The following is a 24,825-nucleotide window of genomic DNA, read 5'->3' as shown; positions in this document are numbered from 1 at the left end:
TTTTAGTCAAAAACGATACTTTTGTAGGGATCATTTAATGGAGAATAGTATGTCACCGAGTTTAATTTTCTATATTATTTTTGCCGTCCCTTACATTATCTTTATGTATTGGCTCGTCAAACAGGACAAACATAAATATGCCTGGGGAATAGCAATCATTACTATTGTTGCCCTATTAGCGATCTACGTATCGCAGAAAGCCAGTAAAGTGGCCATGGACAATTATCAACAGCATCAGATCGACTCTAGAGAGATCGAGCGGGAAGAGCGTTTACAAAAACAACAGGATAGCATTAATCATGCTCAACAATAAAAAAGCGGCTAATGCCGCTTTTTTATTGTTCGTTTGTATAATTTGGAATAATCCCTTCCAATTTAAAGAGAAAAGCATATTCCAATGCAATTTCCTTTAAATAGTCAAATCGACCAGATGCACCACCATGACCATAATCCATATCTGTTTTTAACAGTAAAACCGCATCTCCTATTTTAGTAGCTCTCAGTTTTGCTACCCATTTTGCTGGTTCAAAATACTGCACCTGACTATCGTGCAGCCCGGTTGTGACCAATAAATTAGGGTATTCTTTTGCTTCAATGTTTTCATATGGAGAATAGGCCTTCATATAATAATAGGCTTCCTTCTCATTGGGGTTACCCCATTCATCATACTCATTTGTAGTCAACGGTATTGTATCATCCAACATGGTATTCACCACATCTACAAATGGTACCTGAGCTATTATGCCATGATATTGCTCAGGCGCAATATTAGCGATTACACCCATCAGCAAACCTCCGGCACTTCCCCCTTGCGCATAGAGATGTTCGGGCATACAATAATGTTGATCAATCAGGTATTTACCACAATCCACAAAATCATAAAAGGTATTCATCTTGTGCATCATTTTTCCATCTTCATACCATTGGCGCCCCATTTCCTCACCGCCTCTGATATGTGCCAAGGCATAGATAAATCCACGATCCAACAGACTTAGTCGATTGCTCGAAAAAGTGGGATCCATCGACGCACCATAAGATCCGTAGGCATATTGCAATAATGGAGCTGAACCATCAAGTTTGGTTCCCTTTTTATAAACAATAGAGATGGGCACTTGAACACCATCTCTTGCTGTTGCAAAAACACGTTCGGTGATATACGCGGTTTGGTCATACCCTCCCAAAATCTCCTGTTGCTTTAATAATATTTTCTTCTGCTTAGCCATATCATATTCATAGACTGAGCTTGGTGTCACTAAAGAAGTATAGCCATATCGTAACTTATCACTGTTGTATTCAACATTAATACCCGGGTATACCGTATAGGCAACTTCTCCGAAATCCAAATAGTGCTGATGCTGACTCTTTAAATTATAAATTGCCAATTGGGTCAATCCATTTTTCCTTTCAGCAATCGCCAGAAAATCCTTAAACTCTTCAATATCGCTGACCAATACATCCGGTCGATGGTCTATGAATGGCTGCCAGTGGCTGCGATCTGTACGATCTAAGGGACATTGCATGATTCGGAAATTAATAGCTCCATCATTGGTAAGTATTAAGAACCGATCTTCCAATGCAACAACCGAATAGAGAACATCCTGTATCCTAGGCTGAAAAATACGAAATTCCGATTGCGGTGAGTCAGCATTTAATAACCAAATTTCTGAGGATAATGTCCCTTCAGAATTGATCATAACATATTTTCCATTTTTGGATTTACCAACTCCGATATAATTTGTGTTATCTTTTTCTTCATACACAAGCACATCTGCTGCCGGATCGCCCCCCAGTGTATGTCGCATAATCTTTTCACTAAGCAAGGTAACAGGATTCTTGGCCGTATAGAACAAGGTTCGATTATCATTTCCCCAAATAGCGGCTCCCTCTGTATTCTTTATCTGGTCGGGATAGATTTCTCCGGTCTCGATATTTTTGATAAATATGGTATATTCTCTCCGAGAGACAGTATCCACACTAAAGGCAAGCAAACGATTATCCGGACTAACAGAAAATCCTTTTGCCGTATAATATGCATGCCCTTCGGCAAGCTGATCTACATCCAACAGCACTTCCTCTTCGCCCTCCAGTGTCCCCTTTTTCCGACAGAATTTAAAATATTGTTTTCCCTCTTCCGTCCGGCTATAATAATAGTAGCCATTTTTGTAATAAGGCACAGACTCGTCCTTTTCCTTAATCCGGGATTTCAATTCATCAAAAAGATTTTCCTGTAAATCTTCGGTATCTTGAAGCATTAAATTGGTATAATTGTTTTCCTCTTCCAGATAGTCAATAACTTCTTGCGATTTTTCTCCTTTTTTAAAGTAATCAATCATCCAGTAATAATCATCTTGCACAGTATCATCATGTATCTTTCTGACATGAGGGTAAATTGCCGCCACTGGGGCCATCACATTAGGCCAAACTATTTTCTTATTTTGTTGCATTCGCTCTTTTATACGCTAATCAATATATACTCTTTCTTATCCTAGCTATCTAGATCATCTAAATAAAACAGGAGACTCTTAGAAATGGTTTGAATTTAAGATATTTCGTCAACAGTTTGCTAAGAGATATGGATTATAAATACTTTTAATAAAAATTAACAGTTCAGAAGAGGCATTAGCATTATCTTTGCTATTCTGCTATAGGCAGGAATATGCGAGCTTACACGCTCATGAAGAAAATTTAAAATAAACAGGAGAGAATAACCAGGTGGAACGCGTGCATTGCAACAAATGAAAGCAGACACTTCATTAAGAATTATTTACATATGAATTTAAAACAATCACTATACCTAATTGCTTTAGGCTCATTGCCCCTTATCTCTTTCGGACAATCCGATACCATTCCAGCAAATTGGTTCAATTTGGATTATAAAACAGATGGGGTCATGGGAATCAGTACCGAAAAAACATATAAAACGTTATTGAAAGGAAGAAAATCTACTCCAATCATTGTTGGGGTATTGGATGGAGGTGTTGATGTTTATCACGAGGATCTCAAAGATGTTGTGTGGATCAATACGAAAGATAGTCTCACGAATGGTATAGATAATGATGGTAATGGCTATATTAATGATAAATACGGCTGGAATTTTATTGGAAACGCCGATGGAAAGGACGTTCAGTTCGATAACCTGGAATTGACAAGACAGCTTAGGGTTCTGGACAAAAAGTTTGCAAACATCACAGCGGCAACAGAACTCAATGAAGCTGGTCGAAAATCTTTCGCTAGTTATCAAAAGATGCTTGCCAAATATAAAAACAAGCTAGAAGAAGCTAAGATGGGCCAATTTTCCTACGATGCGCTCAAACGTAACATAGACGCTGTGGTACGTGAAATAGGTAAAAAGCCCGAAGATATCACACAGGAGGATATAGACAATTTCAAAGCAACCACAAACACGCAACGTATCGCACTTGGCTATGCAAAGGATGAAATCAACAACGGCGGCTTCGCCAAATTTTTTGATGATATCACCGAAGGTGCAAAATATTTCAACAATCAAGTTGATTATCATTTAAACAAAGCATACGATTCTCGACCTATTGTTGGAGATAATTATGAAGATGCTTCAGAGCGATACTACGGAAATGCAGATGTAAAAGGACCGGACGCATTACATGGTAGCCATGTCGCTGGAATCATTGGTGCAAAACGTAATAATAATGTTGGTATCAACGGCGTAGCGGACAATGTTAAAATACTCACAGTTAGACTTGTCCCCGATGGTGATGAACGTGATAAAGACGTCGCAAATGCCATTCGCTATGCAGCAGACAATGGCGCTAAAGTACTTAACATGAGCTTTGGGAAAAGTTATGCCTATAATAAACAGGCCGTAGACGATGCCATCAAATATGCTGAATCCAAAGATGTCCTGATGGTACATGCCGCAGGGAATGACAGTGAAGATAACGATATAGAGCCTAATTTTCCGATGAAGTATTATACGGATGTAAAAGGTGATACAACCGGGGTTGCTAATGCTTGGATCACAGTGGGTGCAACCGGCCTTCATTTGGACAATGAACTATTAGCCGATTTTTCCAATTATGGTAAAAAAACTGTCGATGTTTTCGCGCCTGGCGTCCACATCAACTCAACGGTACCAGATTCCAAGTATAAAGAAGAACAGGGCACAAGTATGGCTGCTCCCGTTGTCGCTGGTCTGGCCGCCATGATTCGTTCTTATTACCCTAATTTGAGCGCTGTGGAAACGAAACAAATTATTATGGAATCGGTAGAAAAGCCGAATCAACTGGTACAGGTAAAAGTTGGTGAAGATGCCAGCAAAACGGTTCGATTAGCAGACATTTCGGTCACTGGAGGAATCGTTAATGCATATAACGCTATTATAAAAGCAGAGGAATATACTAACAGAAAGAAAAAATAAATATTTTCTCGTTTTTTATACCAAAACTATCTTTTGTCCGTTTAATTAATTAACTTACAGAGACAAAACAACAGATGCTTATGGTAGAAAACTTTACCCAATCAGAAAACGAAGTTCAAAATTTGCTAACCCAAAACGAAAAGGTAATGACAGACGAGGACATAGAAAATGAATTGAAACTTCAATTACCAAAAATGTTGCTTCATCCAAGCAAAAGATGTGTTGAGAATATCCTTGCATATTCTAAACAACTAGAAAAAAGAAAGGCCTAATCTAGAGATTAGGCCTTTCTTTTTCACCTTACGACATCCATGATCAGCTATAGTGTAAAACAGCTGTGACTCGCCTTACCTTCCACAAACTAAAATCAGATTATTCTCCTTTTACTAGGTTTCAAAATTTCTTTTTTGATGGAAATTTTGGCTAGTTTTGAACCGATGTTAAAACAAGAACGATACAAGGCTTTCGTAGATTATTTCTCCAAAAATAGTCCTGACGCACAGACAGAACTCAACTATAGTAATCCCTTTGAATTACTGGTTGCCGTTATTTTATCTGCACAGTGTACAGATAAAAGGATCAACCAAGTCACGCCCAAGTTGTTTGCACGCTACCCAGATGCACACAGCTTGGCAGCTTCCAGCGTAGACGAGGTGTTTAGCTATATACGATCTGTAAGCTATCCGAATAACAAGGCCAAACACCTTGTGGGGATGGCTCAGCTACTGATTGAAAAGTTCGACAATATTGTACCCGAAAAAATTGAGGATCTTGTGAAACTTCCAGGTGTAGGTCGAAAAACTGCTAATGTCATTTCCTCTGTTGTTTATCATAATCCCGCTATGGCCGTAGATACCCATGTTTTTCGTGTTGCAAACCGTCTTGGGCTAACTTATCGTGCAACAACACCATTAGCTGTGGAAAAACAATTGGTAAAAAATCTACCTAAAGATACGATTGCCATTGCCCATCATTGGCTTATCTTACACGGGCGTTATATATGCCTGGCCCGAAAGCCACTGTGTGAGAAATGCCCTATCACTTATATGTGCAAATACTTTGAAAAAAATCACCATATAAAAAGTGTCTCAGCTATACCAGAGACAAAAAACTAATTTTTTTAGTGAAAATATTTGGTTTATGATTTTTAATTTTTAATTTTGAGAAATATATACTAAAAATATGAGCAACACAGATAAACTAAAAGCTTTACAGCTGACGTTAGATAAATTGGAAAAGAACTTTGGAAAAGGTTCAATTATGAAATTAGGTGATACTGCTGTTGAGCCGATCGAAGCTATTTCTACAGGATCTCTAGGCTTGGATATCGCCTTAGGAATTGGCGGTGTACCAAAAGGCCGTATCATTGAAATATATGGACCTGAATCTTCAGGTAAAACTACCTTAGCAACTCACATTGTTGCCGAAGCACAAAAAAAAGGCGGTATTGCAGCAATCATTGATGCTGAGCATGCTTTTGATAAATATTACGCTCAAAAATTAGGCGTAGATGTAGAAAATTTATTGATTTCTCAACCAGATAATGGTGAGCAAGGTTTAGAAATTGCTGATAACCTAATCCGTTCTGGTGCAATCGACGTTATTGTTATTGACTCCGTTGCCGCTTTGGTGCCAAAAGGTGAGATCGAAGGCGAAATGGGTGATTCTAAAATGGGGCTTCAAGCTCGTTTGATGTCACAAGCTTTACGTAAGTTGACAGGTACAATTTCAAAAACAAACTGTTGTTGTATTTTCATCAACCAATTGCGTGAAAAAATTGGTGTGATGTTTGGCAACCCAGAAACAACAACTGGTGGTAATGCATTAAAATTCTACGCTTCTGTACGTTTAGATATCCGTCGCACATCACAAATCAAAGATTCTGATGAAGTATCGGGTAACCGCGTAAAAGTGAAGATTGTAAAAAATAAAGTTGCACCTCCGTTCCGCATAGCGGAATTTGATATCATCTTTGGTGAAGGTATCTCTAAAGTAGGTGAAATCATTGATCTAGGTGTTGAATATGGTATTATTAAAAAAGCAGGCTCTTGGTTTAGCTATGGTGAGACCAAATTAGGACAAGGTCGAGATGCTGTTAAAGCCTTATTATTCGACAATCCAGATTTAATGGACGAACTTGAAGCTAAAATCCGTGCTGAAGTGACAGGAGAAGATCCAATGCTTAACATCGAGGAAAACGAAGACTAGTTGCTGTAAAAATTAGTATAATGTAGGTAGCCATCCTGTTTAGGATGGCTATTTTTTTTACGAAAATTCAAGTGCTTAGATGATTATTTTGTTACATGTCCAAAGTTTTCAATTTGTACTAATAGATTTTATTAATTTTAGCAGGTCGAGCTAAAAACGCCTGACATCCAAATGCTAAACTTAATATAAACAATGAATCGTAAACTAATTCTATTTCTTTTAATACTGCTAGGCTCAGTATTTCATCTACATGCACAAACGATACGCATACTCTCCTTTAATATCCACCACGGAAACCCACCCACCGAAAAAGAATCAGTTATCAACCTTGACACAATTGCCAAAATTATTAAAAATTCAAAAGCTGACCTCGTAGGTCTTCAGGAAATCGATGTCAATCTCGGTAGATCATATTTTGAAAATCAAGCCAAAAAATTAGCCGAATTAACAGGCATGCACTATATATTTTCCAAAGGGATAGACCTGGATAAAGGTGAATATGGTACCGCCATCTTATCAAAAAATCCAATTGAACGTGTAGAGAAACACTTTCTACCTTCCCCTGTGGAAAGCGAAACACGTAGTTTATCTGTAATCGAAGTCACGATACACAAAAGGAAACTCTTATTTGCAAATACACACCTTGACCTGAAAGACAAAAACAAAATCGAACAGGCAAAATTCATCACCCAGCGTTTCAAAAACGAAAAGCTACCCACCATCCTTGTCGGTGATTTGAACTCCGAACCCAATGATCCAGCAATTACTGAACTTAGCAAAATATTCACAAAAAGCAGCATTGCTAACGGATTTACGTTTCCTCAAGATAAACCCACTACTGAAATCGACTATATCATGATCAATAAAACATCTGCCGCAAAGTTCTCCAACCACCGTATTCTGGATGAACAATATGCGAGTGATCATCGGCCATTATATGTCGAGATAAACATTAAATAACTACTTGTGACCTTAAAATATGAATTTTAACAGAAGAAGATTTTTGGAAGCCCTAGCACTGGCTGGGATTACACTGCCCAATATCAGCATCGCTCAAGAAAACAGTTCAAACGAAATTGAAAACGAGTTTAGCTTTGTCGTACCTGCCTATCTACAAAATCAAACCGAAACAGGAATCAGTATTTTTACGATTTTGAGCAAAGATGCCTTTGCTTGGCTCGAGATACTGGACAATGGAGGGAATGTCCAAAAAAAGATCTACCAATCCGAAGATGGGATGATCAATGCCAATACTGATTTCTTTCATTTTACAATTGAAGACGCACCGCGTTCATTTCGTTATCGCATCAAAGCGAAGGAAATGCAAAAATTCGATCCTTATAAAATCGTATACGGCCAAGAAATAGAAACCCCTATTTTCGAGGCCAAATTAGCCAAGAACAATCAAGAACAGATTCGCTGTCTGGTCTATAACGATGTACATGAGGAAAAAAGCAGCTATCGTGACCTTATTCCGCATCAGGATATTTCACCCTACGATTTTTTTGTACTGAATGGTGATTCCTTCCATTATGTCACCAATCAGCAAGATATTACAGAGAAACTAATAAAGCCAATTGAATTTTTTGCGACAAGCAAACCATTCATTATGAATCGGGGAAACCATGAGACAAGGGGATCCTTCGCACGTAATTTCAAACGATATTTTGGTTATCCTGACAACAAGTATTACCAAGCCTTTAAAAGAGGTCCTATTTTTTGGATCATGCTGGACAGTGGCGAAGACAAGCCTGACAATCATGAGGTATACGCCGGAACAGTCGATTATGATAACTACAGAAAAGAACAGGCTAAATGGCTGGAAAAGGTTCTACAATCCAAGGAAAGAAAGAGTGCACAACACACTGTTGTCATTAGCCATATACCGATTTTTCATTCGGATGACTGGCATGGTACCTTGGATAACAGAGCATGTTTCCATCCCTTGTTTCAGAAATATAAAATTGATGCCATGATCTCTGGTCATACACATCAATATGGCTACTACCCCGCAGATAAAGATCACAATTATCCTGTATTTATAGGCGGAGGTCCAAAAGTTGGGAAAAGAACTATCATCGATGTAGCCGGCAACAACAAGTCATTGAACATACGGATGACTAGAGACGATGGCACAGAACTGGGATTATTTAAGAAATAAAAAAGGGCGCTTGATAAGCGCCCTTTTTTCTATTTTGATTGAAGAAAGCTGCGATGCGAACTTTCTTATTCTCCCTTTTCCAAGAAAGGGTATCTATAATCTGTATCTGGATTAAATGTCTCTTTGATTGTACGAGGAGACACCCAACGAAGCAAATTGATCATTGATCCCGCTTTGTCGTTTGTACCCGAGCCTCTAGCACCACCAAACGGTTGTTGACCTACGACAGCACCTGTACACTTATCATTCACGTAGAAGTTACCAGCGGCATGTCTCAATTTATCTGTTGCTAAATTAATCGCATACCGATCTTGCGCAATGATTGATCCAGTCAAGGCATAAATAGATGTTGTATCAACAATATCTAAGGTTTCTTCAAACTTAGCATCCTCGTAAACATATACGGTCAGGACAGGTCCAAACAATTCCTCAACCATTGTCTCGTAATCTGGTTTTGAAGCCTCAATGATTGTTGGATGAATGAAATATCCTTTAGATTTATCGTATGTACCACCAACTACAATTTCTGCGTCATTAGATTCTTTAGCTCTGTCGATATACTTCGCTAATTTATCAAATGACTTCTCATCAATTACAGCATTGAAAAAGTTTGTAAAATCTTCTGTTCCACCGATTGTAAAAGATTTTACGTCAGTAGTCATAGATTCTTTCAATGCAGGCCACAACGATTTAGGAATGTATGCACGTGATGCAGCAGAACATTTTTGACCTTGGTATTCGAAAGCACCACGAACCAAAGCTGTATTTGCAGCTTTCAAATCGGCCGAAGGGTGTACAACGATAAAATCCTTACCACCAGTCTCACCAACAATACGTGGATACGTTTTATAACGGTGGATATTGTTACCGATCGTCTTCCAGATATCCTGGAATACTCCTGTTGAACCAGTAAAGTGGATACCTGCGAAATCTGGGTGTTGGAAAATCACATCACCAGCGTCAGGACCTGAAACATACACCAAGTTGATAACACCATCCGGAAGACCAGCTTCACGGAAAATTTTCATCAATACATTTGCTGAATAGATTTGGGTATTGGATGGTTTCCATACCACAACATTCCCCATCATTGCGACACAGGAAGGTAGATTACCCGCAATCGCTGTAAAATTGAATGGAGTCAATGCAAATACAAAACCTTCAAGAGGACGTTGTTCTACACGGTTCCACACACCTTTACCTGATATAGGAGGTTGTTGTTTATAGATTTCGCTCATGTATTGTACATTGAAACGCAAGAAATCCACAATCTCACATGCCGAATCAATTTCTGCCTGATATGGGTTCTTCGATTGTCCCAACATTGTAGCAGCATTCAACTCATAACGGTATTTACCTGAAATCAATTCAGCAGCTTTTAAGAATATCGCAGCACGATCTTCCCAAGTAAGATTTTCCCAATCCTTTTTCGCCGCTAAAGCTGCATTGATTGCATCTGTTACATGAGATTTATCGCCTTGATTGTATTGACCTAAAATATGTTGGTGGTCATGTGGAGGAGCTAAGTTTACTTTTTTAGAAGTAGTGATTTCTTTACCACCAATATACATTGGGATATCGATTTGTTTCGAACGTGCCTCATCAATTGCTGCTTTCAACAATTTACGTTCTTTCGTTCCGACAGCGTATGTGTACACCGGTTCGTTGGTAGGAACAGGAACTGTAAAAAATCCTTTAGACATATTACAATTATTAATTATTCATCCAAAAAATACTATTTATGAATCATGAAGGGATCAAGTTTGTTCATTCCATTATTTTCATCAGAAACCATGGTTTCAACCTGTTAGCATGACACTAAATAGCGTTAATAGAAGTAAAATTACCTCAAATTTTATGAATACCCAAAGTTACTGTCCTTCTTTGAGCACCTTGGAAAAGATACGTTTAAATTTTTCCAATTTCGGTTTAATCACCAATTGGCAGTATGGTTCTTTTCCATTTAATCTATAATAATCTTGATGATAGTCCTCTGCTGGATAAAATACGGTTGCCGGAACTACTTCGGTTACAATAGGTTTATTGAAAACATGCTCCTTTTCTAACGTCGAAAGATAATATTGCGTCTTATCAAGCTGCTCTTTATTGTGCACAAAAATAGCCGAACGATATTGGGTGCCAACATCATTTCCCTGACGATTGAGCTCCGTTGGATCGTGTGCTACAAAAAAGGCCTCCAATAGTTTATCGTAGCTGATCACTTTTGGATCAAAAATAATATTGGTTGCTTCCGCATGCCCTGTACTCCCGGTACAAACCTGCGCATAACTTGGGTTTGCTACCCATCCACCGGTATATCCCGAAACCACATGTACAACACCCTCTAACTCCTTAAACTGTGCCTCAGTACACCAAAAACATCCTGCAGCAAATGTCGCCGTATCCAAACTCGCCGTATTTTTTTTAGGTAATTTGGTGAAATCAGGTTTCTTTACCCGATGCCCCTGCTGCTGCCCCTGGCAGGAGTTCAATACAAAAAGTGCTGTTAAAAGTATCAGAATATTTCTCATAAATAATTACCCTTCTTCTTTCCTTTTATGTTCCCTGAATTATTGGAGTTAAATTCATGCCCTATAAACAAATACCAACTAGGTGTTGTTTATAAAATAGAAAAGCGACAATAATAACTTATTGTCGCTTTTCTATTGTTCTATCAAATGATCAACTATTTAGCTGCAGCATAGTTTTGTGCTACGGCATCCCAATTGATAACATTAAAGATTTCCTCTAAATACGCTGGACGCTTATTTTGGAATTTCAAATAATAAGCATGCTCCCAAACGTCGATACCTAAGATAGGCGTACCTTTTACCTCAGCAACATCCATCAATGGATTGTCTTGGTTTGGTGTAGAAGTTACTGCAAGTTTACCATCAGCACCAACAATTAACCAAGCCCATCCTGAGCCAAAACGCGTAGCACCAGCAGCTTGAAGTTGTTTTTTCAACTCATCAAATGAACCAAATGTAGCATTGATTGCTTCAGCTAATTCACCTGTTGGAACTCCACCTGCATTTGGGCCTAAAACCTTCCAAAACAAAGAGTGGTTGTAGTGACCACCACCATTATTACGTACGGCTGCGCTGTATTTACTTACATTTTTAATAATATCCAATAGGGATAAGTTTTCTGCGTCTGTTCCTGCGATAGCTTTATTTAAGTTATCCACATATGCCTGATGGTGTCTGTCATGGTGGATTTCCATTGTAGTTTTGTCAATATGTGGTTCCAATGCGTCGGCTGCGTATGGTAACGCTTCTAATTCAAATGCCATATCTATTTTAATTTAAATGTTTATTACTTCGTTTATACATACAAATATAACACAATATACACGGTTATGTTTTTATGTGTTACAATAAATCCATTATTTCCCTACCGTTTTTGACGAAAAAATGATTTTACCAAATCAGCACATTCTTCCTGCAAAACGCCATGTGTAATGACAGTTTTGGGGTGTAATATTTTATCGTGAAAATGGGAATAGCCACGCTTTTCATCTTTGGCTCCATAGACTATTTTACCAATATGTGTCCAATAGGCCGCTCCGGCACACATAATACAAGGCTCAATGGTAACGTATAATGTGCATTCATCCAGGTATTTGCCCCCAAGGTAATTTGCTGCTGCTGTAAAAGCCTGCATTTCAGCGTGAGCTGTCACATCATTTAATCGCTGCGTCAAATTATGACCTTTCCCTATAACACGTCCTCGATGAACAATAACTGCCCCAATAGGCACCTCTCCCTCTTGGTAAGCGACCTTAGCTTCATTCAATGCCATACGCATGAACGACTCGTCACTATCGATGAGTTGTGTTCCTTCAAAATCTATAAATGTCATGGTACAAACTTAACTAAGTTTAGATCCATTTGGTAATTTTTTGTCGACAGATGTCAAAATAATATCTCCATTTTCGTCCGGAAATCCGGTCACTAGACACTCAGAAAAGAAATTAGCGATCTGCTTTTTGGGAAAGTTCACAACTGCGACAACTTGCTTCCCAATCAACTCCTCTTTGTTGTAGTGTACTGTAATCTGGGCACTACTCTGTAATACACCAATTTCATCGCCGAAATCAAGTTTCAATTGATATGCTGGCTTTTTAGCTCTTGGAAAGTCTTTTGCTTCTAAAATAGTTCCTACCCGTAAATCCACTTTCTCAAAATCGCTCCAACTAATGGCATCACTCATAATCGGTTGCTACTAATATCCTGAATCTCTTTACCTATCGTAAATAAAACATAGGAAGGCTTCCGTCCCAAACGTAAAGACAATCTATTGATCAGTTTATCTTCCTCTCCTGCTTGAAAAGCTAAATCTTCATCACTTAAGTGGTTGTACTTGCGACGGAGTTTTTCTTTGGCTACTTGCCACTGTTCTTCGTTAATTTTCAGCATAACTAAGATTTAGGTATAAAATTTGTATATCTTTACTGAACTGTAAAAGTTTGTTTAAAGATACAATATATACATAAATAAAAGATTATGAAAAAGATTTTACCAGCATTACTTTTGATTTGTGGTAGCGTAGCAACGGCACAGGCGCAGCTTTTGCCAGGGTTTGAGGTGGGTGTAAAAGGAGGCTTGAACTTCTCTAAACTTAAAAGCGATGGAAAATATTTCAATTCTGACACGAAAGCAGGCTACCAAGCAGGTCTTTATGGACGTGTTGGTGTATTGGGATTCCATATTCAGCCGGAGGTTTATTTAACAGGTAAAAACACCACTGTGAAAGGTCAAGGAGAAGACGGGGCTTCAACGACTACCGATGTTAAGTTTACCACAGTTGATATTCCTGTATTATTAGGCAAGCGTTTTGGCTTGGGTCCAATCGGGGCGAGAATCCAAACCGGTCCAATTTTCTCATTTAAAGTAGATGATAATCAGCCCAAGATGATTGACCAATTGAATCCAGGTAACTACAAAAAAAGTGGTACAGCTTGGGCTTTTGGTGTAGGTGCTGATGTTTCAAGCTTACGTGTAGACCTACGTTACGAAATGGGCTTGAACAAGGTCAACAACGAAAGTCAGGCAAATCCCAAAATCAACATGTGGAGTATCGGTTTAGGCTATAGATTATTCAGTATCCTATAGTTCTTTAAACCTTGTTCATATACTGTTTAAAAGTCCGTTTTTATTCAAAACGGACTTTTTATTTCAATAAACTTTAGAACCGTTCTAAATTATTGCTTTTTCTTGTCAAAATGGTATCATATTTAATAGCAAATAGTAGATTTGCCTAATTCAAATTAAATTACAAGGATAATGAGTAAATCAAAGCCAGTTTTCAGTTCTTCGATTGGGAAGAAGCTAATCATGAGCTTAACAGGAATCTTCCTATGTTTATTCCTAGTTGTTCACTTGGTTGGTAACTTGCAATTATTTAAAGATGATGCGGGTCTAGCGTTCAACAAGTACGCCTATTTTATGACTCACTTTGCACCAATCAAAGTTGTTTCTTACTTATTGTATGCTTCGGTAATTGTTCACGTCATCTACGCTATTACATTGTCGATGAAAAACAAGGCCGCTCGTCCTATTGGTTATGCCAAATATGATGGTCAAGCAAACAGCAAGTGGAATTCACGCAACATGGGTATCTTAGGTACTGTCATTTTAGTATTCTTAGCTACGCACATGTCTAATTTTTGGTGGAAGTTTCACAATGATGAAGTGCCGTACATCGAATACCGTACTGATTTGGCAACTGGACAAACCACAGCGAGAGAACTTCAAGCTTCTGAATTCCACGACTACCAAGAAACGGTAGAAAACAATGTTCAAATCTTAAAAGCGAGAGATTTGTACAAGCAAGTTGACTTTGCATTCAAAAATGTTGCATTGGTAGCTTTGTATGTTATTGCGATGGCAGCTTTGGCATTCCACTTAATTCATGGTTTCCAATCTGCATTCCAAACTTTAGGTTTTAACCACAGAAGATATATTGGAATCATCAGAGCAATCGGTGTTTGGGTATTTGGGGTATTAATTCCAATTGGCTTTGCAATAATGCCATTGTTTTTCTTCTTTAAATAATTCAGAATCTTTTAAGATAAAGCTCAGGCTTTATCGATCAATATAAAATTAAGAGATATGTTAGATTCAAAAGTACCAGCGGGCCCATTAGCCCAAAAGTGGTCAAATTATAAATTTAATCTTAAGTTGGTTAACCCTGCTAACAAACGTAAATTTACCGTTATTGTTGTTGGTACAGGTCTTGCTGGTGCATCTGCAGCGGCATCTTTAGCCGAATTAGGATATAATGTAATTACCTTCTGTTACCAAGATTCACCTCGTCGTGCGCACTCTATTGCGGCACAAGGTGGTATTAACGCAGCAAAAAGCTACCAAAACGACGGAGACTCTGTTTTCCGTTTATTCTACGATACAATCAAAGGTGGTGACTACCGCTCACGTGAGGCAAACGTTTACCGTTTGGCAGAAGTATCTGTCAACATCATTGACCAATGTGTTGCTCAAGGTGTTCCATTTGCACGTGAATACGGAGGTCTATTGGACAACCGTTCTTTCGGTGGTGCGCAAGTTAGCCGTACCTTCTATGCACGCGGTCAAACGGGACAACAATTGTTGTTGGGCGCTTATTCAGCGTTAAACCGTCAAATCAAAAAAGGAAAAGTAAAATCTTATACGCGTCATGAGATGTTAGACTTGGTTATGATCGATGGTCATGCTAAAGGTATCGTAACTCGTGACTTGGTTTCCGGTAAAATCGAAACTCATGCTGCACATGCAGTATTGATGTGTACTGGTGGTTACGGTAACGTATTCTTCTTGTCTACAAATGCAATGGGATGTAACGTTACAGCAGCTTGGAGAGCACACAAACGTGGTGCTTACTTTGCTAACCCTTGTTATACTCAAATTCACCCAACGTGTATCCCGGTAACAGGAGATCACCAATCTAAATTGACATTGATGTCAGAGTCTTTACGTAATGACGGCCGTGTATGGGTTCCTAAAACTCAAGAAATGGCAGAAAGATTACGTAAAGGTGAGATCAAAGCCAATGATATCAAAGAAGACGACAGAGACTATTTCTTGGAGCGTAAATACCCTTCATTCGGTAACTTGGTACCACGTGACGTAGCATCTCGTAATGCAAAAGAAGCTGTTGATGATGGTCGTGGTGTTGGTAAAACTGGTTTCGCCGTATTCTTGGATTTTAAAGAAGCGATCGGTCGTCTAGGCGAAGATGCAGTACGTGCTAAATACGGTAACTTATTTGACATGTACTACCAAATCACCGACGAGAACCCATACAAACAACCAATGCGTATCTACCCAGCTGTTCACTACACAATGGGTGGGGTATGGGTTGACTACAACTTGATGACTACAATCCCTGGTTTGTATGCTTTAGGTGAGTGTAACTTCTCTGACCACGGTGCAAACCGTTTAGGTGCATCGGCGTTGATGCAAGGTCTTGCCGATGGTTATTTTGTAATCCCTTACACTGTGGGTGATTACTTAGCTAAATTAGGTTCATTTGCGCCAGTAGATCATAGCCATCCAGCTTTCGAAGCTACTCGTAAGGAAGTTGAAGACAAAATCAACAAATTGTTGTCTTTAAACGGTACAGAAACTGTTGATGATATCCACAAAAAACTAGGTCTCATCATGTGGGAATATTGTGGTATGGCCCGTACGGCTGAAGGATTACAAAAGGCACAAGGTTTGATCCAAGAGTTGAAAAAAGAATTCTGGACAAACGTTAGAGTGCTTGGAGAAAACGAAGAATTAAATCTTTCTTTAGAAAAAGCTGGTCGCGTAGCTGACTTCTTAGAATTGGGTGAGTTAATGGTTGTTGATGCATTGCAACGCGCTGAGTCTTGTGGTGGTCACTTCCGTTTAGAAAGCCAAACTGAAGAAGGTGAAGCAAAACGTAACGATGATGAATTCGCCTATGTATCTGCTTGGGAATACAAAGGAGACAATGTACCTGAGGAATTACACAAGGAAGACTTGGTATTCGAGAACGTTCAGTTAACACAAAGAAGTTATAAATAAGAAGGAAAATTATCATGGCACAACATATGAATTTAACGCTGAAAGTTTGGCGTCAAAAAAATGATAAAGATAAAGGTCAATTTGTAACTTATCAGGCAAACGATATCGCTGATGATATGTCTTTCTTAGAGATGCTTGATATTGTCAATGAAGAATTGACTCGTAAAGGAGAAGATCCTGTATATTTCGATCACGACTGTCGTGAAGGTATCTGTGGGATGTGTTCATTAGTAATCAATGGTCGCCCTCACGGTCCTAAAGAAGGTACCACAACATGTCAATTGCACATGCGTAGCTTCCACGATGGACAGACAATCGTCATCGAACCTTGGAGAGCTGCTGCATTCCCAGTGTTGAAAGACCTTGCAACAGACCGTACGGCTTTTGACCGCATTCAACAAGCAGGTGGATATGTAAATATCAATACAGGAGGTGTTCCTGATGCCAACACGATTCCTATCCCTAAACGTATTGCTGATGAAGCTTTCGAATCGGCTACATGTATCGGTTGTGGTGCTTGTGTTGCTGCATGTAAAAATGCTTCTGCAATGTTATTTGTATCTGCAAAAGTCTCTCAATTTGCCTTATTACCTCAAGGCCAAACTGAGCGTTACGAACGTGCACAGGCAATGGTAGATCAAATGGATGCAGAAGGTTTCGGTAACTGTACCAACACGGGAGCTTGCGAAGCAGAATGTCCTGTAGGTATCAAGTTAACAAATATTGCTCGTCTAAACCGCGAGTATTTGACTGCTAAAATCTTCCGTCAAGAAGAGCCACACGTTTAATTAGCATATTAAATCCTTCATGTTTTCGCTAGCATCAACAGCTACGAAAACCTAATGAAGATTCTTTCTGGCCCATGAAAATAGGTAATTCAGAAGAATAATATAAAAGTCCTTGCCCTAAGAAAGCAAGGACTTTTTTTTATATTTACATTAATGTAAATTGACGAACGTGAATTCTGGTATAAAAATTCGACTACTCTTACTTATCTTGACTTTTTGCTTTATAGGAACAGCTATCACTATCAAAGAATCTGTTACCAATAAGGAAATACTGGACATTGATACAAAATCACTCAATGATTATATCGCACAGCAAGAGAAAAAAGTCGACCGTATTTTCAATGACTCACTTTTGCTCAAAACCTTTAAAAACTACGATCAGTATCCTATTGCAGTATATCAGGCCTTCGAAAAGTTTAAAACCAACGAAAAGGTTTTTCTATTTCTTTTTAAGGACCATGAACCTAAGATGTGGAGCACGCATCTATTTGTGCCTATTACAGATCAGGGATTTCCAGAAAAATCCAATTTTATTCAGGATGATAACCGTTCTTACGTTGTTCGAAAAAAAACAATTGGCAATATCAGTATACTCGCCTATATTATTGTAAAAGGCTATACAAATAACAACAACCCGTATTTAAATAGCTCTTTGCGGAGAAACTTCTTCGACTCCAGAAATATTGACATCGCCTCCTATACAGACACGGTCACCATTAAAAATATCTATAGCAATGAGGGGTCTTATCTGTTCTCCGTTAAGCTAAAAGATGGAGAGCATGAAAATGCCTATACAATTTTGCAATTCTTCTGCTGGCTACTTGCCTGGATCGCGTTACTGATCTTCTTCAATAGCCTCTGCTTACATATGGCCAAGACAGGAAGGGCCTGGTGGTCTGCGATACTGCTATTGTCGATATTTAGCCTTGTCAAATTTGCCGATCTTAAGTGGAACCTGCTGTCCGAAAATGCGACATTTTCAATTTTCGACTCACGGAATTACGCCTATAATCGCTTCTTCCCTAATATATGGTCCGTGATGTCCACCACCATATTGGTGCTATGGTTGGTTCTATTTATCTATTCAATTCGCAAAGAGCTCAACTTTGACAAAATAAAAAACATCCGGCTCTTTAGAATTCCTATCGCAATCGGATTTATTCTAAGTATATATCTATCGTTCGGTCTATTGTATGACATCGCTGGTACATTAATTACACACTCCAACAACATCTATTTTGATTTCACAAAACTTGTCGATTTACATTTCTTAAGTTGGGTAGATCTAGGCATTGTTGGCATGGGTATTTTGGCTTTAAGTATCTACATTGATCTTGTACTATTTTTTCTTAAAAAATTAGAATTAAAACCGACGCAGCTACTCAATATTCAACTGGCATGTGTCATTTTTGTCATCCTGATCATTTCCTTTTATATCGAGAAAAATAGCCTGGTCAATTTGCTACTCGCGCTGATCATCCTTATTAAATCATTTGGCGAGAAGTATTTCGACAGGCATATATTAACAAATTATATTGCTGTACTGATACTTTGGGCAATCATAAGTGCGATCACGCACGCACGTTTCTATCAGGAACGGAACTTAATTGACATGAAAATCTTGTTGAGTAATCTACAATCAGAAGATGATGTCAATGCTGTTTCATTATTCTCTGATATTGAAAGTAGCTTAGCAAACGATCAAGAATTAAAACACTTATTTAATATCAGCCTTCCCTATACCAATACCGAGGGGATCAACGATTTTATCAAGAAAAAATACTTTAGTGGCTATCTTTCCAAGTACGAGTTCAAAGCATATTATTATGATCAGAATAATATTCCGCTCAATCCAGCCAGTCAGAATAAGATCAATGAATATCGAGAAAAGGTAATCAACAAGTCGATAAAAGTCACTCAGAACTTCTACCGTGCCAGCGCTGAATTGGGTACGCATGAATACTTCTCCATTATTCCTGTCACCATTGACCAAAATAGGATTGTCAATGTCATCATCAATCTTTCCAATAAAGATTTTAGTTATACGGTTCCCTATCCCGAAATCCTCACCGATATGCGGATCAACAATTCGCAATATTATAATAAGGGGGATTATTCGATAGCCCTCTATAAAGGCGGTTCTTTAATAACACAGTTTGGGAAATATACCTACGAGAACAATTTAAGGGGGCTGAAAGGTGTTCCAGGAGAATATATCCAAGTACTGGACCGTGATGCATACCTACATATGGCTTATGTTGCCAATAAATTCTCAACATATGTTATCAGTAAACAAAAACCTTCTTTTTGGGACTATCTAGCGACTACTTCATTTTTGTTCCTGGTATTTTTTATGATTTTCATGTTTTTCCATTTCATAAAATCATTCTATATCTTTCTTAAGAATACCAAGCTAACTTTCCGTAATTTAAAATATCAGTTCTACAAAATAGTAAATAAAATACAGTACTCTACACGTATTCAAACCTCCATTATCTCATCGGTAATACTAGCTATCCTCATATCTGCGGTAATTTCGTATATAAGTATCAACAAGCAACTTTATAATAACAATAAAGCAAGTAAGGAACGTTTTATTATCGAATTGGGCAAACGGATGGAAAATATGTTGACCTACACAGATGAAACATCCACCGAGACGCAGCTTATCAGCATGCTCAAGACATTATCTGAAACAATTTCCAAAGACTTCAATCTTTATTCCAAATCAGGCAGGTTGCTTTATAGCTCGCAACGTAGAATCTACGATCTGGAACTTTTCTCTACTTTCATTAATCCAGCTGCACTGAAGAATCTTTCTATCTTAAAAAAATCGGAGACGATTGAAGATGAGCGTATAGGCACTTTTCAATTTGAGACCAGTTATGCAACCATTAGGGACAAAAACTATAATACACTCGCTTATATAGGTATACCAAACTTCTCGCTTCAGAAGGAAGAAAATATTAATAAGAATCTTCTTTTAAATACAATAGTGAACATTTATTCGCTGATCATCATAGGCTTTGGTTTTTATGCGACATTTGTGGCCAACAGTGTCACCAATCCATTGAGCATCATCAGTAAGAAGATCTCACAACTACGCCTGGGACAACCCAACGAACCTCTGTTTTGGCAACGAAATGATGAAATAGGTACATTGATCAAAGAATATAATCTCATGATCATAAAACTTGAAGACTATGCCAATAAAATCAAAGATACTGAACGCGAATCAACTTGGCGTGAGATGGCTCAACAGATAGCCCATGAAATCAAAAATCCGCTGACGCCAATGAAATTAGGTATTCAGCAACTCCGTAGATCGTACAAAGATGAAGACCCTAAATTTCCGGATCGCTTCAATAAATTCTCCACTTCATTTATCGAACAAATCGATGCATTGACGCATATTGCCTCAGAATTTTCGCACTTCGCAAAATTCCCAAATACAGTAATGGAAAACATCAATATTGTAGAAAAGGTAACAAAGTCCATTTCCTTGTACAACAATACACCAAATGTAAATATTCGTCTCATTAACAATGCCGATCACAAAACCCTTATTGTTAAGGCTGATGGTAATGAGTTATTGAGAACCTTCAATAATTTAATAAAAAATGCGATTGAAGGAGGTTATGGGCGAAAAAACATGAAGATCGAGATTTCCATTGAACGCTACTCAGACAAATTTGTCAAGATAGACATCAAAGACAATGGTTATGGAATTCCCAAAGAGATGCAGGATAAAATTTTCCAGATTAATTTCACGACAAAGAGTTCAGGAAACGGCTTAGGGCTAGTTCTTGTCAAAAAAACAATTGAAGCCAGTAATGGGCAAATTTATTTTGAGACTGTAGAAGGCGAAGGTACAACGTTCCATATACTGCTTCCTTTGCAACAGATAGAGTCTTAATATGTGTAGATAGCAATCAACAAAAATAAGACATCGAAGAAAGCTTATATGCGCTCCATCTTCAGTGTCTCTAAATAAGCATTTGTGTAAAGAAATGGGCTTCACACCAACTGATGTAGATAAAAATATAGCGTTCAATTAGGGTATAACTCAAACACTGATAGCATAAAACTAACCAGTTAATGGATAGCCTTATTATTTTGCTTTAAGGATCAGTATAACAAGAACAGTACACTATAAACAAAAAAGCTCTTTGCGATCATGCAAAGAGCTTTTTTGTTTATAGTGTATCTATTTTTAACGCAATACAACAGTAGATCGTCCCATGATTGCATTATCTTCATATAATAAAACCGTATAGGCCCCTTTAGAGAATCCTTCTTCTGCTGCCCAATAGACGATATAGTCTTCACCTTTGTTGGTAAATAAAATATTGTGTTTAAAAGTATATTGTAATTTCTCGCCATGTACATAGAAAATATTATCACCTTGCACGACCAGATTTCCCTGTGGATCGATAATTCTAACATATATATCACGTTCTCCACTTTTAGCCAACGGATTATCAGCAATGGTAAAGTTGATTTTTAACTTATCGATTTTTTTAGCACGTTCTTCTACAAATTCCTTTCCATTCTTTTTGACTTCAAGGCCATTTATACTGATGCTTGAAACCTTTAATGCTGAAGCAGTCGCAACCTTCTCTTTCAGATCCGAATTTGATGTAACTAATGAAGTAATCTGTTTTTCTTTTTCGACAACAGATTCGTTCAAGTTGGAGTTTTGTTTCGATAAAATCTGATTTTCCTGAATCAGCCGTTGCACATTGACACGATAAGTATCCACCTGCTTCTTAAGCTGATTGATCTTGTGCTGTGCTTCATCGATATCTTTTGCTGTAATACTCTTATTTTCAAGTTTTTTACGAAGCTCTGCGATCTCAGCTCTAGAATCATCCTTCTGCACGGACATCTCTGGAGTCAATTGAACATTTTCTACATCAATTTTATCCAATTCAGCTTCAATACGATCGATTTGTACCTGCAAATTTTCTTTTTCTACTGTAAGTGTATAGACCTTTTCACCATTAGTCTTAAACTTGACATAAAAATATATATTCGTTGCAAGTAATGCTGCTATCGCAATGATAAAGAAGTAAATCTTCGAAGAATCTTTCTTCTTCTCTTCTTCTTTCTTACTCGAAACAACTTCTGAATTTATCATAATATACTGTCATATTCATAGGTATAAATCTATAAATTTATACTATTGAATGTTTAAACAAAAATTATTCCAGTTTTATTTTTTATTACCAATTATGAATTATTCAAAATAATTCAAGGTCTCAAATCCGCCTTGTTTTAAGTATTCTTCCTTTCTCATCAGGTGAAGATCGGATTGTACCATATCTGTTACCAACATCTGAAGATCATATTTTGGCGTCCATCCAAGTTTTGTATTTGCTTTAGTCGGATCACCAATTAGTAAATCGACTTCAGTTGGCCTATAATATGCTGGATCAACTTTGACAACAGTCTGACCAAATTTAATCAGCGATTTATCAATATTTAACTGGGCTAGGCGCTCCTCGTCAATATCGATAATTACCCCCTTCTCCTGCTCTCCCTTTCCACTGAACTCAATCTCAATTCCCAATTCTGCAAAAGCCATGCGAACAAAGTCCCTTACAGTTGTTGTCACACCTGTAGCAATCACAAAATCTTCAGCGGTTTCTTGTTGTAGAATCAACCACATTGCTTCTACATAATCTTTAGCATGCCCCCAATCGCGTTGTGCCGACAGATTACCAAGATATAATTTATCCTGAAGTCCTAGCGCAATTTTTGCTACAGCCCTGGTGATTTTACGTGTCACAAAAGTCTCTCCCCTTACAGGGCTCTCGTGATTGAATAAAATTCCATTACAAGCATACATCTTATAGGCTTCACGATAATTGACAGTAATCCAATAACCGTACATTTTTGCTACAGCATAAGGACTTCGCGGATAAAAAGGTGTCGTTTCACTTTGTGGAACCGCTTGCACCAATCCATAAAGCTCGGAAGTAGAAGCCTGATAGATACGGGTTTTCTCAATCATTCCCAATAATCTGACTGCTTCAAGAATCCGCAATGTACCGATACCATCGGCATTTGCAGTATATTCCGGCGTATCAAAACTAACTTTTACATGAGATTGCGCCGCAAGGTTGTAAATCTCGTCAGGCTGTGTTTCCTGTATAATACGGATTAAGTTGGTTGAATCCGTCAAATCACCAAAATGCAATGTGAAATTTCTATTGTCAAGATGGGGATCTTGATAAAGATGATCAATACGATCTGTATTGAATAAAGAACTGCGACGCTTTAAACCGTGTACTTTGTAACCTTTCTTCAATAGGAATTCTGCTAGATAGGCACCATCTTGTCCTGTTATACCTGTTATTAAAGCAGTTTTCGTGTTTTGTTCAGCCATGTTTCTCTCTAGATTAAGCAATACCTGACGAAATCGTTAGGTATATATCCCATTTTCATACTTAAAATAAGCTTATCCGCCCACAAGATTATCATGCATAGTTGGCTTTTTCACTGTATCGGTAAATTCCGCAGCCTATGACACGAATAAATCATAATGAATTGGGAGTGTAAAAGTATTAAATTTTAAACAAAAAAAGCCATAGGAATTCCTATAGCTTTCTGTTATTCTTCTTTTATCGTTTACGTTTAGTTCGAACGCGTAAAATTAAACACTAAATAGGCTTCTCCGTTAGCAACAGTCAATGGCATACGCATAACTAATTTATTCCCATCCGAATAAGATAAATCCAAACGGTAACCTGTTGTTACGTTCTTCGCTTTATCGCCTGCATAAATCTTTTTAAATTGAAACTGAGGTTCTCCTAAGCCTTTTCCAGGATTATAGATAGACCAAAAGATCTCACGTGATGCACCCGGAGCACATAAAGTTCCTTGCGCATTAAAAGTAATAGATCCTTTACCATTTCCAATAAAATTCCATGTACTACCTACGAAACATTCTGCAGGAGCTTCTTCAAATACACTTTTAATCGTGAATGAAGAAGGTAAATTCTCTCTATCGATTGTATTCAACGTCCATGTACCTTTTACAGCGGATTTCCAATCCGAAGCGCTTGGACCAGAAGCTGCACTCGTGTTGGAAGAAGGATTTCCAGTTGATGTACCTTGCTTTTGTGCTCCACAAGAAAATAAGGTTACCGTAGCAAAAATAGTTGCTAATGATAAAACGAATCGATTCATATCTATAAATTTTAATTTCAAATTGTA

22 protein-coding genes are annotated in these 24,825 nt (G+C 38.0%); 12 read left to right on the top strand and 10 right to left on the bottom strand.

Annotated features, from left to right (window positions below):
* Window positions 1–49: 49 nt before the first annotated feature.
* On the top strand, window positions 50–313 hold the full coding sequence (locus tag CBM24_RS02630; protein ID WP_075990905.1) for a hypothetical protein: 264 nt from the start codon (window positions 50–52) through the stop codon (window positions 311–313).
* Window positions 314–335: 22 nt separating this feature from the next.
* Here the strand turns inward: CBM24_RS02630 and CBM24_RS02625 are convergent, their stop codons facing one another.
* Window positions 336–2,444, bottom strand: a complete 2,109-nt coding sequence (locus CBM24_RS02625; protein ID WP_088160114.1) for a S9 family peptidase — start codon at window positions 2,442–2,444, stop codon at window positions 336–338.
* A 326-nt stretch (window positions 2,445–2,770) separates the two neighbouring features.
* Here CBM24_RS02625 and CBM24_RS02620 point away from each other — a divergent pair, with 326 nt between their 5' ends.
* From CBM24_RS02620 to CBM24_RS02595, 6 genes are all read left to right on the top strand, one after another.
* The gene (locus tag CBM24_RS02620) at window positions 2,771–4,396 is read left to right on the top strand and encodes a S8 family serine peptidase (protein WP_088160113.1); all 1,626 of its coding nucleotides are present in this window, start codon (window positions 2,771–2,773) and stop codon (window positions 4,394–4,396) included.
* Between the two features lie 80 nt (window positions 4,397–4,476).
* Window positions 4,477–4,668 carry a hypothetical protein gene (locus CBM24_RS02615; RefSeq protein WP_153848161.1) on the top strand — a complete coding sequence of 64 codons (192 nt, stop codon included), beginning with the start codon at window positions 4,477–4,479 and terminating at the stop codon, window positions 4,666–4,668.
* 165 nt (window positions 4,669–4,833) lie between these two features.
* Window positions 4,834–5,511, top strand: a complete 678-nt coding sequence (gene nth / locus CBM24_RS02610) for an endonuclease III (protein ID WP_075994622.1) — start codon at window positions 4,834–4,836, stop codon at window positions 5,509–5,511.
* Between the two features lie 67 nt (window positions 5,512–5,578).
* The gene (gene recA, locus CBM24_RS02605) at window positions 5,579–6,604 is read left to right on the top strand and encodes a recombinase RecA (RefSeq protein WP_046674918.1); all 1,026 of its coding nucleotides are present in this window, start codon (window positions 5,579–5,581) and stop codon (window positions 6,602–6,604) included.
* A 192-nt stretch (window positions 6,605–6,796) separates the two neighbouring features.
* Complete coding sequence (locus CBM24_RS02600; protein WP_088160111.1) at window positions 6,797–7,564, top strand: endonuclease/exonuclease/phosphatase family protein; 768 nt, start codon at window positions 6,797–6,799, stop codon at window positions 7,562–7,564.
* Window positions 7,565–7,583: 19 nt separating this feature from the next.
* Entirely contained in the window at window positions 7,584–8,765 is a 1,182-nt protein-coding gene (locus tag CBM24_RS02595; protein ID WP_088160110.1) for a metallophosphoesterase family protein, read from the top strand.
* Between the two features lie 65 nt (window positions 8,766–8,830).
* On the opposite strand, the gene pruA is transcribed toward CBM24_RS02595, so the two are convergent.
* The 6 genes from pruA to CBM24_RS02565 all read right to left on the bottom strand — a co-directional run bounded on the left by pruA (window position 8,831) and on the right by CBM24_RS02565 (window position 13,186).
* Window positions 8,831–10,468 (bottom strand): L-glutamate gamma-semialdehyde dehydrogenase, encoded by a 1,638-nt coding sequence (gene pruA, locus CBM24_RS02590; RefSeq protein WP_075990900.1) that lies wholly within the window; start codon window positions 10,466–10,468, stop codon window positions 8,831–8,833.
* Window positions 10,469–10,636: 168 nt separating this feature from the next.
* Complete coding sequence (gene msrA / locus CBM24_RS02585) at window positions 10,637–11,296, bottom strand: peptide-methionine (S)-S-oxide reductase MsrA (RefSeq protein ID WP_088160109.1); 660 nt, start codon at window positions 11,294–11,296, stop codon at window positions 10,637–10,639.
* Between the two features lie 155 nt (window positions 11,297–11,451).
* Window positions 11,452–12,060, bottom strand: coding sequence for a superoxide dismutase (locus CBM24_RS02580; protein ID WP_088160108.1), 609 nt, complete (start codon window positions 12,058–12,060; stop codon window positions 11,452–11,454).
* 101 nt (window positions 12,061–12,161) lie between these two features.
* Entirely contained in the window at window positions 12,162–12,629 is a 468-nt protein-coding gene (locus CBM24_RS02575; RefSeq protein WP_088160107.1) for a nucleoside deaminase, read from the bottom strand.
* 9 nt (window positions 12,630–12,638) lie between these two features.
* On the bottom strand, window positions 12,639–12,980 hold the full coding sequence (locus CBM24_RS02570) for a tRNA-binding protein (RefSeq protein WP_075990896.1): 342 nt from the start codon (window positions 12,978–12,980) through the stop codon (window positions 12,639–12,641).
* Entirely contained in the window at window positions 12,977–13,186 is a 210-nt protein-coding gene (locus tag CBM24_RS02565; protein ID WP_070561956.1) for a hypothetical protein, read from the bottom strand. The genes CBM24_RS02570 and CBM24_RS02565 overlap by 4 nt, the downstream gene beginning before the upstream one ends.
* 87 nt (window positions 13,187–13,273) lie before the next feature.
* Between CBM24_RS02565 and CBM24_RS02560 the strand changes: the two genes are divergently transcribed.
* From CBM24_RS02560 to CBM24_RS02540, 5 genes are all read left to right on the top strand, one after another.
* Window positions 13,274–13,882 carry a porin family protein gene (locus CBM24_RS02560; protein WP_088160106.1) on the top strand — a complete coding sequence of 203 codons (609 nt, stop codon included), beginning with the start codon at window positions 13,274–13,276 and terminating at the stop codon, window positions 13,880–13,882.
* A gap of 171 nt (window positions 13,883–14,053) precedes the next feature.
* Window positions 14,054–14,824 carry a succinate dehydrogenase cytochrome b subunit gene (locus CBM24_RS02555; RefSeq protein ID WP_088160105.1) on the top strand — a complete coding sequence of 257 codons (771 nt, stop codon included), beginning with the start codon at window positions 14,054–14,056 and terminating at the stop codon, window positions 14,822–14,824.
* Between the two features lie 57 nt (window positions 14,825–14,881).
* On the top strand, window positions 14,882–16,816 hold the full coding sequence (locus CBM24_RS02550; RefSeq protein ID WP_088160104.1) for a fumarate reductase/succinate dehydrogenase flavoprotein subunit: 1,935 nt from the start codon (window positions 14,882–14,884) through the stop codon (window positions 16,814–16,816).
* Between the two features lie 14 nt (window positions 16,817–16,830).
* A complete protein-coding gene (locus CBM24_RS02545) occupies window positions 16,831–17,604 on the top strand; it encodes a succinate dehydrogenase/fumarate reductase iron-sulfur subunit (RefSeq protein WP_172840644.1) in 774 nt (257 codons plus the stop codon).
* Between the two features lie 169 nt (window positions 17,605–17,773).
* Entirely contained in the window at window positions 17,774–21,520 is a 3,747-nt protein-coding gene (locus tag CBM24_RS02540) for an ATP-binding protein (RefSeq protein WP_088160103.1), read from the top strand.
* A gap of 297 nt (window positions 21,521–21,817) precedes the next feature.
* Here CBM24_RS02540 and CBM24_RS02535 read toward each other — a convergent pair whose 3' ends face one another.
* The 3 genes from CBM24_RS02535 to CBM24_RS02525 all read right to left on the bottom strand — a co-directional run bounded on the left by CBM24_RS02535 (window position 21,818) and on the right by CBM24_RS02525 (window position 24,798).
* Window positions 21,818–22,744: a hypothetical protein gene (locus CBM24_RS02535; RefSeq protein WP_088160102.1), complete on the bottom strand. Its 927-nt coding sequence runs from the start codon at window positions 22,742–22,744 to the stop codon at window positions 21,818–21,820.
* Window positions 22,745–22,843: 99 nt separating this feature from the next.
* A complete protein-coding gene (gene gmd / locus CBM24_RS02530; protein ID WP_046674906.1) occupies window positions 22,844–23,995 on the bottom strand; it encodes a GDP-mannose 4,6-dehydratase in 1,152 nt (383 codons plus the stop codon).
* 248 nt (window positions 23,996–24,243) lie between these two features.
* A complete protein-coding gene (locus CBM24_RS02525) occupies window positions 24,244–24,798 on the bottom strand; it encodes a lipocalin family protein (RefSeq protein WP_075994619.1) in 555 nt (184 codons plus the stop codon).
* Window positions 24,799–24,825: the final 27 nt, after the last annotated feature.

This window comes from Sphingobacterium sp. G1-14 (genome assembly GCF_002196555.1).
Lineage (GTDB): Bacteria > Bacteroidota > Bacteroidia > Sphingobacteriales > Sphingobacteriaceae > Sphingobacterium > Sphingobacterium siyangense.
The sequence above is the reverse complement of the archived record's forward strand: the minus strand, read 5'-3'. Positions and strand labels throughout refer to the sequence as shown.